Annotated in this window: 8 protein-coding genes; 4 read left to right on the top strand and 4 right to left on the bottom strand. The window is 39.9% G+C overall.

What is annotated here, in order from left to right:
• Window positions 1–108: 108 nt before the first annotated feature.
• The 4 genes from H6G59_RS23545 to H6G59_RS23560 all read left to right on the top strand — a co-directional run bounded on the left by H6G59_RS23545 (window position 109) and on the right by H6G59_RS23560 (window position 7,077).
• Window positions 109–1,089, top strand: coding sequence for an AbiTii domain-containing protein (locus H6G59_RS23545; protein ID WP_190719243.1), 981 nt, complete (start codon window positions 109–111; stop codon window positions 1,087–1,089).
• Between the two features lie 425 nt (window positions 1,090–1,514).
• A complete protein-coding gene (locus H6G59_RS23550; protein ID WP_190719246.1) occupies window positions 1,515–1,871 on the top strand; it encodes a hypothetical protein in 357 nt (118 codons plus the stop codon).
• Between the two features lie 326 nt (window positions 1,872–2,197).
• The gene (locus H6G59_RS23555) at window positions 2,198–5,272 is read left to right on the top strand and encodes a plasmid replication protein, CyRepA1 family (RefSeq protein ID WP_190719249.1); all 3,075 of its coding nucleotides are present in this window, start codon (window positions 2,198–2,200) and stop codon (window positions 5,270–5,272) included.
• A gap of 188 nt (window positions 5,273–5,460) precedes the next feature.
• A complete protein-coding gene (locus H6G59_RS23560; RefSeq protein WP_190719252.1) occupies window positions 5,461–7,077 on the top strand; it encodes a tetratricopeptide repeat protein in 1,617 nt (538 codons plus the stop codon).
• Window positions 7,078–7,265: 188 nt separating this feature from the next.
• Here H6G59_RS23560 and H6G59_RS23565 read toward each other — a convergent pair whose 3' ends face one another.
• From H6G59_RS23565 to H6G59_RS23580, 4 genes are all read right to left on the bottom strand, one after another.
• Window positions 7,266–8,018: a M50 family metallopeptidase gene (locus H6G59_RS23565; RefSeq protein ID WP_190719254.1), complete on the bottom strand. Its 753-nt coding sequence runs from the start codon at window positions 8,016–8,018 to the stop codon at window positions 7,266–7,268.
• A gap of 86 nt (window positions 8,019–8,104) precedes the next feature.
• Complete coding sequence (locus H6G59_RS23570; RefSeq protein WP_190719257.1) at window positions 8,105–9,130, bottom strand: FHA domain-containing protein; 1,026 nt, start codon at window positions 9,128–9,130, stop codon at window positions 8,105–8,107.
• Window positions 9,131–9,399: 269 nt separating this feature from the next.
• Complete coding sequence (gene pgl / locus H6G59_RS23575; RefSeq protein WP_190719260.1) at window positions 9,400–10,122, bottom strand: 6-phosphogluconolactonase; 723 nt, start codon at window positions 10,120–10,122, stop codon at window positions 9,400–9,402.
• 353 nt (window positions 10,123–10,475) lie between these two features.
• Window positions 10,476–10,805, bottom strand: coding sequence for a zinc ribbon domain-containing protein (locus tag H6G59_RS23580; RefSeq protein ID WP_422603007.1), 330 nt, complete (start codon window positions 10,803–10,805; stop codon window positions 10,476–10,478).
• Window positions 10,806–10,898: the final 93 nt, after the last annotated feature.

A 10,898-nucleotide genomic window follows, 5' to 3' on the forward strand; every position in this document is an offset into this window, starting at 1 on the left:
CAAATACTTCTGTGTAAGCTATGCTTTTAACAGCATAGTTAAATAGTTCAAAATAACCATGCAGTGTTTATTAGTTGTCAAAGACCCTGTACAATTACTAATGAATATATGGATGATATTGTAGAACGTATCCAAGAAGAAATTCTTAATCCAGAAGTAGCACTCCACACGATTTTGCTCAAAGCCAAGCTATTGGCTCATGATCTGAAAAATGATCGTTTAAAGCAGTTGGTTAAGTATGAGTTAGACGGCTATCCAGATATTGATAAAGTACCTGACTATCGTATTTTTTACACACCATTGCTGGCTCACATATCTAATGGATGGAATGGTTATGAAAATCTGCCAATCTCTCTAATTAATACACCTGATTGGTTTCAAAAAAATGCTGACAAAATTAGGTTTTCTCCTGGTATTAAAACAGTTGAAGAATACGCAGCAAGCCAAGATAGTATCACCTTTAGTTGGACTGCGAACCAAATTGCCGTTTGGAACGAATGTAATCCACTTGGAATTGGTGGACATCAATGCTATCAGGTAAAAAAACCCGTCTCTCCTAGTATCTTTGCTCAAATATTACTAACAGTTCGTAGTCGCTTGCAAGATTTTATCCTCGAACTGAGTGATATTCCTTGGAAGATGCCCAAGGACTTAGCATTAAGCGATCAAATTGAAAGGCTTGTATCATTAACAATTTATAACAACGCACAAGGAGGCAATGTGGCAACTTTTGATCAACGTAACCAGAAAGTACAAAATCAAAATAATGCAGCGCGTGATATTAACATCAAAGGTGATATAAATATTGGTGATATTCAGAATACCAATGATTTTATTCGTGAACTACAAAAAGTAAAAAGTGAACTATCAAAAGCTGGTGATGCTCAAATTATTGATGCTGAAATAGTTACTGATGTAGATTACGAAATAGCTACTGCTATCCAAGAGGCTAAAAAACCTACACCTGATAAAAATGCAGTTGTAAGACCGATAGAAAAAGCTAAAAATTTATTAAGTAAAAGTGCTGGTGCTATGGAGTTTGTTACAGCACTTATGAGTCTGATTGCAGCAGGAATAACGTTATTTTAAGCTTAAAGTCTACTCAAGTCCAATAACCGCCTCAGAATGAATTCTGAGTCTAATAGCAAAAGTCGTCTAAAGACGACTAGAATAATCTTTGAGTCCGTTAAAACGGACTTCGGCTATTAGACTGGGAATTAATTCCCAGACGGGTGAGAAAGCAAACTGATAATATTGAAAAATATCAGCTACAGCATGAGGAAAAATCCCACCATGTCCAATCAAACAAACTTAACTGATGCTCGTAATAACGTAAGTTGCTAGTTAGAGAAATTGTCTGAATCAGGATGTCCAGGATTTAAGGATGAACAGGATTAAGACTGAGATTTTATCACCAATTACCTATTACCAGCCTCAACTAGATAACTAGCATCTTGAGTTATTATTGAAGGCTGCTAGAGTTCTTGGTAAGAAAATTCATTTTGAATTGATAGATGCTGTTTAAAGTAGAAAAAATCAAACTCATGGCTGATTATGGATGTTACCCTTTATGGTGGGTGAGTCCTGATAAAATTGGCAATATTGATCCAGAAACATTACCACTGAGTCAAGAAACTATTACCCGTTTAGAAAAATGGGAAGAAAGTTATAATGCAAGTTTGAATTGGGAAGATGCTGGTGACTCTCCTGGTTTTAGTACAGAAGAACAAACCGCTTTTGAGAAAGAAGGTATTAGTTTGTGGAAGCAACTGCAAAAAGAACTTGCACCTAATTATGAAGTTGTTTATTTCAGTGAAATATTACGTAAAGTTATAAATCATCCTAATAATATATTTTTATATTCCTTTTAATAAACTTTTAGTAAAAATTATTACAATAAACTTGACAGCTATTACACCTTGACAAATTCCCTTATCACAAGTTATGAGTACACTTCTACTATTTCCCAAATAGAAGATTTACTGATAAATAAAAATTTATTGCAGATAAATATCACAATACAAACTTATTATTTCCACCATTCAACCGCCCAAATCACCAATTTGTGTATTCACCGAAGTATCTCTCAAAACAATGTAATAAAAGTATCCTAAAAATATCGCAAATTCTTCTAGAGAAAATTAGCAGATGCGTGTTAAGGTTTTAATTTCGTTGTCTTCCCCTAGCGCTTCTGCCCATGCATCTGCATTATTTACACCCCCAACACCTTGAAGAATTAGTCAAGGTTAATGGTATTTCTTTACACATAGCTCAACTAAATTTTAAATCGCTTCAAGGCGTGAATGCTTATGAATATCTGCTGATTTCTGACCAACTCCCCCGCACCAATACTGGCATGATCAAAAACGGCTGGTTACAGCGTTACAGCCACATTACAGAAGGTGGTTGGTGGTGTTCTGGACGCGACCCTCTTAATAATTGGCAAATGATGGAATGGGGATGCTTTAAACCCAGTCAACCCCGACAAAATCAAAATGGCAAATCTATTAAATATGAACATCCTCCCAGCACACCAACACGGGTGTTTTGTTTGCGGGTGACATTGCAAATTTGGCAACAAGTTTCCCAACGTTATCAAATTGCCATGCCTGACAATATTAGCATTACTGAAGATGGTGAAGCAGTCGGTTTTTGGCAATGGGTAATGGCATCTAATATTGCGATAATTATTTGCGAAGGTGTGAAAAAAGCAGCCGCATTATTAACACAAGGATATGCTGCTATTGCTATTCCGGGAATTACCAGCGGTTATCGAGTTATTAAAGATGAATTTGGCAAAGTTACTCGTCGTCAATTAATACCTGATTTAGCTATATTCGCTAAAAATAAACGTAATTTTTATATTTGTTTTGATTTTGAAACTCAAGCTAAAAAAATTGCTGCTGTTAATAATGCTATTTCCCAACTTGGTTGTTTATTTCAACAAGAAAACTGTCCTGTAAAAGTTGTTGAACTACCAGGAAAAGAAAAAGGCGTTGATGACTTTATCGTCGCTAAAGGTGCAATCAGTTTCGATAAAGTTTATCACCAAAGTGTTGATTTAGAAATTTATCTTGCCCAAACTAAACCTCACACAGATTTAACAATTCCGGCTGCACTAACAGTGAAAGTTCCCTATTTAGGTGAACTACCTTTCCCTACCTCTGGTTTAGTGGGAGTTAAATCAGCTAAAGGCACAGGTAAAACCACAGGATTGCAAGCTGTTGTTACTAAAGCTAAAAATCGCAATCAACCAGTTTTATTAATTACTCACAGAATCCTGTTAGGGCGGTTTTTGTGTGAAAAGATTGGGATTAATTGGGGAATAAATAAAACAGAATGGTTTGCGGAAAATGAGCCTGAACTACCAATTACTCAATCTTTCGGTTTATGTGTTGATTCTATTTGGAAATTGAAGCCAGAAGATTGGCGAGGTGCAATAATTATTTTAGATGAAGTTGAACAATCTTTATGGCATTTACTCAATAGTAATACTTGTAAACAAAAGCGGGTAAGAATTCTTAAATTATTCCAAGAACTGATTTCTACAGTTTTAACAACTGGGGGTTTAGTAATTGCTCAAGATGCAGATTTATCAGATGTATCTCTGGAATATTTACAAGGATTATCAGGAATAAAATTAACTCCTTGGGTGGTTGTCAATGAATGGAAACCTCAGCAAGGTTGGGATGTGACTTTTTATGATTCTCCTAACCCAACTCCTTTAATTCATCAACTAGAATTGGATTTAATTGCTGGACGTAAATGTTATGTGACTACAGATAGTCGGACGGGACGTTACAGTTGTGAAACTATTGAAGGTTACTTAAGGCAAAGATTACAGAAATTAAGAAAAGAATTTCCTAATACATTGGTAGTTAGTAGCCATACGACTAATACACCTGGTCATGCAGCGGTTGATTTTATAGGCGCTATTAATCAAAAAATAACTGATTATGAAACCGTTTTTGTTACTCCTAGTTTGGGAACAGGAATTAGTATTGATGTTCAACATTTTGACCGGGTTTATGGCATTTTTCAAGGAGTAATTCCTGACTCAGAAGCACGACAAGCTTTAGCTAGAGTCCGGGATGATGTACCGCGAGTTGTTTGGTGTGCTAAACGCGGTATTGGCTTAATTGGTAGCGGGAGTACAAATTATCGATTGTTATCTTATTGGTATCAGGAAAATCAAAAAGAAAATTTAGCTTTGCTGAGTCATTTACATAAAATAGATGTTGATTTACCTTTGGTTTATGACCCTATTCATTTAAGAACTTGGGCTAAATTATCTGCTAGAGTAAATGCTTCTATTCGTCTCTATCGTCAGTCGATGCAAGATGGTTTAATTACAGATGGGCATCACATTCAAATGCGAAGTAATGCCGTTCAAAATAATATTCTTCGGGATTTACGTTTGGCATTTTTTGCAACTGATGCTAGTGATATAGAAACCCGAAAACGGTTAATATTAGAAATTGTGAAAGTGCAGAAAGATTGGTCGCAAAGTCGCCAAAAGGCTAAAGACATCAAACGCAAAATTCAAGATATTAAAATCCACAATCAATTATTGGCTGCAACTGCTGTCGCTAATGCTAAAGATATTGATTATGTAGAGTATGAACAACTGTTGAGTAAGCATTCTTTGAGTGAAGCCGAACGTCAAGAAATTAATAAATATATCCTCAGACAAAGGTATGGAGTTGAAGTTACTCCGCTGTTGAAGTTACAAGATGATAAAGGATATTATGGACAATTGCTAATTCACTATTATCTAACTCATGAAAGTGAATATTTTCATGTCAGAGATGAGCAAGAATGGTATCAGCAGTTATCTTGGGGTGAGGGTAAGGTTTTTCTGCCCGATTTAAGGACTTATACTCTGAAGGTTGAAGCTATGATAGCATTAGGAATGCTCCAGTTTTTGGAACCAGAAAGAGTGTTTAGTGAAAGTGATGCTGATTTAATTTGGCTAAAAAATGTTGCTGTTCAGAATAGTAAACATATTAAAAGAGCGCTGGGTATTGATTTGGTGAGAGGAAACGAAGTTGTTTCTGGAATTAAGATAATTAGCCGCATATTAAATTTGTTGGGTTTGCGGTTGAAACAGGTAAATGATGTCTATCAAATTGATTTAGAATCATTAACAGATGGTAGAGAAAAAATATTTGCAGTTTGGCAGCAAAGAGATGAGTTGATGTTAAATCATTTGCAAGGTGTTGATTGTGTTTTAGAATTGAAGGGTGGGCGATTAGAAGTTGCTACTACTTAGATTAATTGTCTGGTAAATGAATTACATTTTTTTTGTCTCACGCAGAGGCGCAGAGGCGCAAAGAGGAATGAAGAGAGTTTAGCGCAGGCTCACAAAGAAATGGTATCAAAGGAGAGGATTTGTAGATTTTGCCTACAATGATAATAATGCTATTTGCAGGTGCGACTGCTTAATCACAAAAAAATTACATGAATGCTGAAGAGTTGATAAATCAGGGATTAAAGAAAAAGTTAGGGGGTGATTTTGAAGAAGCTATTGCGCTATTTAACCAAGCAATAGAGTTAGAACCTATTCTAGCTCAAGCTTACCAAGGACGGGGAAATGTTTACTTGGTTTTAGAAGAATATGAAAAAGCGATCGCAGATTATCAGCAAGCAATAGATAATAGTACTCAGTCAGAGCAGAATCTCAATGTCGATATTGCTAAGGCTTTCCATGGCCGGGGGTTAGCTAATTTTAATCGCGGGAATTATCAGGAAGCTATTGCAGATATCAACAAAGCTTTGGAGTATTATCCTAATTTTGCCGTAGCTTATAGTAATCGGGGTAATATTTACCATAGTATTGGCCAGTATGCAGAAGCGATCGCAGATTATAATCAAGCAATAGCCCTAAATCCCAACTTTGCCGAAGCTTATCATAATCGTGGTAATACCCGTTACGCTCTTCAAGAATATCAGGGTGCGACCGCAGATTATAATCAAGCAATAGATCTAAAACCCAACTTTGCGGAAGCTTACTACAACCGAGCTTTGTTATTTTGTCATCTTGCCAGATATGACAAAGCCATGCAAGACTTTAACCAAGCTATCAAACTCAATCCTGATGATGTTCAAGCATACTACCAGCGGGGTTTGCTGCGTAGTACTTTGGGAGATGATCAAGCAGCAATTCAAGACTTTAACCAAGCATTGCAAGAAAATCCTACCCTAGATATAGTTTACGGCTTTCGGGCTAATGCGCGTCAGCGATTGGGAGACTATCAAGGTGCAATAGAAGATAGCAATCGACAAATACAACTTAATCCTACTTTAGCTACAGGATATTGCGATCGCGCTACGGCTCGATATTCTCTAGAAAATTATCAAGGCGCAATTGAAGATTATAATCAAGCATTGCAGATAAATTCAAATTTAGCAAATGCTTATTATGGAAGAGCTATTGCTTATCAAGCTTTAGAAGATTTTTCCGCAGCAATTGCAGATCATACTCAAGCAATCAAAATTGAACCGCATTTTCCCCAAGCTTACTGTAATCGGGGTAACGCTCGGTGGTTGCAAGGAAATGAACAGGGAGCAATTGCAGACTATAACCAAGCAATAGCACAAAATCCCGATTTAGTCACAGCTTATTACAACCGGGGTTTGAGCCGCTATGCCTTAAAAGACTTCGTAGGCGCAATCCAAGATTATACTCAAGCATTACGGTTAAATCCCCAATCATCTACATTTTATAGCGATCGCGCTAATGCCTACTATGCCCTACAAGACTATCAAAAAGCAATAGCCGATTACAACCAGGCAATAATCATCAATTCTCAGGTAGCTGAGGACTGGTTTAACAGGGGTCGCAGCCATTTTTGGTTAGGAAACTCAAAAGCAGCGCTAAGAGACTTAAATCAAGCCTTAAAACTGCAACCGTCTTCAGCTTCCGCTTATCTAATGCGGGCAAATATTCGCCGACATTTGGGAGATAAGCAAAATGCTATTGACGACTTCCGCAAATCAGCGAACCTTTATTATCAAGAAGGAAAAATAAAAAACTACCGACAAATTATTAAACTGATAGAAGAAATCCAAACTTAGTACCGCTTCGCGTAATTTGTAATTCGTAATTACCGTTCCGTAAGGGTTTTACACATTTAAAATGGTCTGTTTATTTCCGCCGGACTGTACTAGTCCTATCACTAACAACAGTGTAAGATTAGCTATTTTCTTCCTTCTTTCTTCCTTCTTTGCTTCTCCGCGTCCCTATTTCCCCGCGTCTGTCCATCTTAAAGTGAAGCGGTATCAGAACCATAGGCAACCCGCAGACTTTGAACTAAAATCACCAAAGAAGCCACAGCCATCAAACCACCCCAAAACCAATAAGGTAAAAGCAAATACCGCTGCATTTGAGCCGTATCAGAAAGTCCCAAAGAACCAGCACTATAGCTAAATAGATAATTTAATTGATGATAGGTACTCACGCAAGCTTGCACACCTAAAAATTGAATTGCAAACCCTTGTACCCAACGAGGAGCCTTCAAAGCAATTCCCAGAATAATAATACCCAACACCGGAATTGCAATCAACCCAAACCAAGAACGCACCCAAACTAATGTGGACAGCAGCAACAAACCGCCTAAAATCTTCAAACTCAAAGAAGCTGCTTTAAAACTACGAGAAGCGAGAATCAAAGCTGCACCGGTGATAGGTGGACCCATTGGCCCTGCGGCAGCTACCATTGCTGGCCCAATCGGACCCAAGGTTGAGCGCATAGTATAAGTAGCTACACCAGAACCATTACTAAAAATTTCCAACTTCTGAAAATTTCCCCCTAACATCAGCGCCATCAAGCCGTGACCCATTTCGTGAAACCAAGTGGCTAAAATGGTGAAGGGGTATAAAATATAATCACCGTTTGGTAATTGCCACAAAAATACAGTAGCGATCGCTGCTCCTATTAGCCAATTTAACCCCATGCGTTCAACTTCGGTGGGGGCTTCTTGAGTCAGGAAGGGTGGAAAATCTTTTGGTTCCCTCATTGGTTAGGTTCCTAATTATGAATTCGTAATTGGTAATTATTCATTATTAATTACCAATTACAAACTAAGGATTACGAATTATTTGTCTAAGAAAGTTGAAATAAGAACGTTACCAAATCTCCTTTACCCAGACTGATGCGATCGCCTGGACGTAAGCGGTGTCTGTTCCCTGGTAATAGCGGCAAATTATTAATGTAAGTGCCGTTGGAACTACCGACATCTTCAATATAATGAGCATCTCCCTCAACGCGAATATCTGCATGAATCCGCGAGACAATTTCGGAACTTGGAAATCCAGCTACATCGATATCGGGAGGAATTCGGTCATTAGGCTTACCAATATGCACCACAGAGAGATTTTGCGGCAATTCAATTTCCTGATTACTTTGGACATGAAATAGCCGCGCCACAACTTGCTGTAATTGAGTTCTCGATGCAGTGACTGTTTGTAGTACTGGTTCCGGTTCCGGTGCGGCTTGAGGCACAAAAACTGGTTCTGGCTCAGGTGCTGGTGGTGTAAAAACAACCGGCTCAGGAACTACAGCTATAGGTGGAGGTGGTGCTACAGGTGGCAGTGGGGGGGTAATTTCTGCCACAACTGGAGGTGCTACAGGTGGCAAGGGTGGGGTGCTTTCCGCCACAACTGGAGGTGCTACAGGTGGCAGTGGGGGGGTAATTTCTGCCACAACTGGAGGTGCTACAGGCGGTAGTGGTGGGGTAACTTCCGCCACAACTGGTGGTGTGACAGGCGGCAGTGGAGGTGTTGGTATTGGTTCGGGCGCTACTGAAACTACTGTAGGTGGAAGGGTAGAATTAGCAGGAGTGTTGAGTCCCAGAGCATCAGGTTGTAAAAGTTCTAACATGGGGTCAGGTGTAACCAATGGTGGTACTTCCACTGGGATGTCAGGAGCAACGGTTGGTGCTACTGCTGTGGCAACCATTGCAGCGTTTGAGTGTAGGTTATAGCCACACTGACCACAGAAAGCAGCATCTGCCTGCACTGTTGCCCCACAGCTAGGGCAATTAGTAGTCGCTGGCAAGGGTGTATAGCAAGCTTCACACTGAACAGCGCCGTCTGGGTTGGGATGATTGCAATTCGGGCAGACGATCATGGATTTAAGCCTTTGTCAAGGTCATCGTAAAATATAGTACTAGCAAGCAGAATTGAAGAAGACACGGGGACGCGGGGACACGGAGACGCTCTTACACCCCATCTCTAAAGCCAGGGGATTCCAGCAAGGAATGTCTTTTTTCTTCTCCACGACTGTAGTCGGGGGCTTGAAACCATTTGCGTCGAACGTCGGACACAGGCGACTCTCCGCATCTGGAGCGTCCTCTTCTGTCAGTTATCAGTTTATTCACTGTTGACTGATTTAAGGTTTTAAGGTTTCAGTTCCAAACCAGCTGCTGCATCCAGCAGCCACACAAGTTCTCCTTGGGGTTTAATTAAGCGAGATGGATAAGTGAAATCATCAGCTTCGGGTGCGAAGACTTGGGCTAAAGCAGGTCTTTTATTAGCGCCGGCAGCTAAAAAAATCACACTGCGAGCAGCGTTGATGAATGGGTAAGTGAAGGTAATGCGCTGACTAGTGTCTTTATTACCCACAGTAATCAAGCGATCGCATACTTTAAGCGCTTCTGTATGGGGAAACAATGATGCAGTATGGGCATCATCACCCATTCCCAATAAAACTACATCCAATGCGGGAAACTTTCCTGGTGCAGAATGGAAAAATTCTTGCAGATGCTGTTCATACTTAGCAGCATCTACCGCTGGATTGGCTGATAAAGTTGGTACAGCATGAATGTTTGCTGCTGGCATAGGAACACGATCTAGCCAAGCGCGACGTGCCATCAGTTCATTGCTATCAGGATGATCTGGTGCGACATAACGCTCATCTCCCCAGAACACATGAATTTTATCCCAAGGCAGCTTTTGATTACCGATGGCTTCATACAACGGCTTAGGTGTGCTACCACCAGATAAGGCAATAGTAAATTGTCCTCGTTGCTGAATGGCAGTTTCCAATTTGGATAAGATCAAATCTAGCGCCCGTGCAACCAGCGCTGGTTGATCCGGTAGAACTTCAACCGTTTTGTTCATGGCTTCATCATTACATAACCGGCTTCCAGCAATACAATACCGAACTTCTGACAGTTTCCCTTTTTAACTTTTGAAACTTTTAACATCATCCAGTTAATGGGGAAATAATCAACCTAGAGGTTCTTTATCACCATTCATGGTCATTTGTCAGTAGTCAGTTGTACTAACCGCCAATAATCAGCGCAGAGGACAGCTTTTAGAATAAAGCTCCCTGTAGAAGAAAGTAGCGAATCAATAGCATACTTTAACAAGTCTAGTTCTTGATGCTCACAGAACTGGTTAACAAATATTATGTTCACAGGTGAAGAAAGTTGACATTCTCACCGGGCTAAAGCCACGGTGATTCCTAAGACTCACGACTTAGGTTTCTGTTTCTGTCCCTTACGGGTTTTTTGCAACTGCCCTTTAGACTTATGCCTATCAGGTCTTACGTTCGCTCCACAGACTGTAACGGTGTGTCCCACCGCCACGCCAGTTGCCTCAAGTCGGGAAACCCGCCCACGGCACTGGCTCAAAATATTCTTAGCTGCGTTGATATCCCGGTCGTGGTGCGTCCCGCAGTTAGGGCAATCCCACTCACGTACATTCAACGGCAGTTTATCAACGATATGCCCACAATGCCCACAGCGTTTAGAACTGGGGAACCATCGGTCAATTTTTACCAGGGTACGACCAGGGAGCAACGCGATTTTGTGAGGTGGGGCAAAAAAAGTGCGATCGCCAAGTTAAAAACAGGCATCGCTAAAATATTTTTCTGAAATTAATGTTAAATAAAT

Source organism: Anabaena lutea FACHB-196, assembly GCF_014698305.1.
GTDB classification, from domain to species: domain Bacteria; phylum Cyanobacteriota; class Cyanobacteriia; order Cyanobacteriales; family Nostocaceae; genus Anabaena; species Anabaena lutea.

What these genes read in the sequence shown, in the direction of transcription:
- H6G59_RS23565 (WP_190719254.1), bottom strand. Translation starts at nt 8,018, where the DNA reads ATGAGGGAACCAAAAGATTTTCCACCCTTCCTGACTCAAGAAGCCCCC.
- H6G59_RS23560 (WP_190719252.1), top strand. Translation starts at nt 5,461, where the DNA reads ATGAATGCTGAAGAGTTGATAAATCAGGGATTAAAGAAAAAGTTAGGG.
- pgl (WP_190719260.1), bottom strand. Translation starts at nt 10,122, where the DNA reads ATGAACAAAACGGTTGAAGTTCTACCGGATCAACCAGCGCTGGTTGCA.
- H6G59_RS23550 (WP_190719246.1), top strand. Translation starts at nt 1,515, where the DNA reads ATGCTGTTTAAAGTAGAAAAAATCAAACTCATGGCTGATTATGGATGT.
- H6G59_RS23555 (WP_190719249.1), top strand. Translation starts at nt 2,198, where the DNA reads ATGCATCTGCATTATTTACACCCCCAACACCTTGAAGAATTAGTCAAG.
- H6G59_RS23570 (WP_190719257.1), bottom strand. Translation starts at nt 9,130, where the DNA reads ATGATCGTCTGCCCGAATTGCAATCATCCCAACCCAGACGGCGCTGTT.
- H6G59_RS23545 (WP_190719243.1), top strand. Translation starts at nt 109, where the DNA reads ATGGATGATATTGTAGAACGTATCCAAGAAGAAATTCTTAATCCAGAA.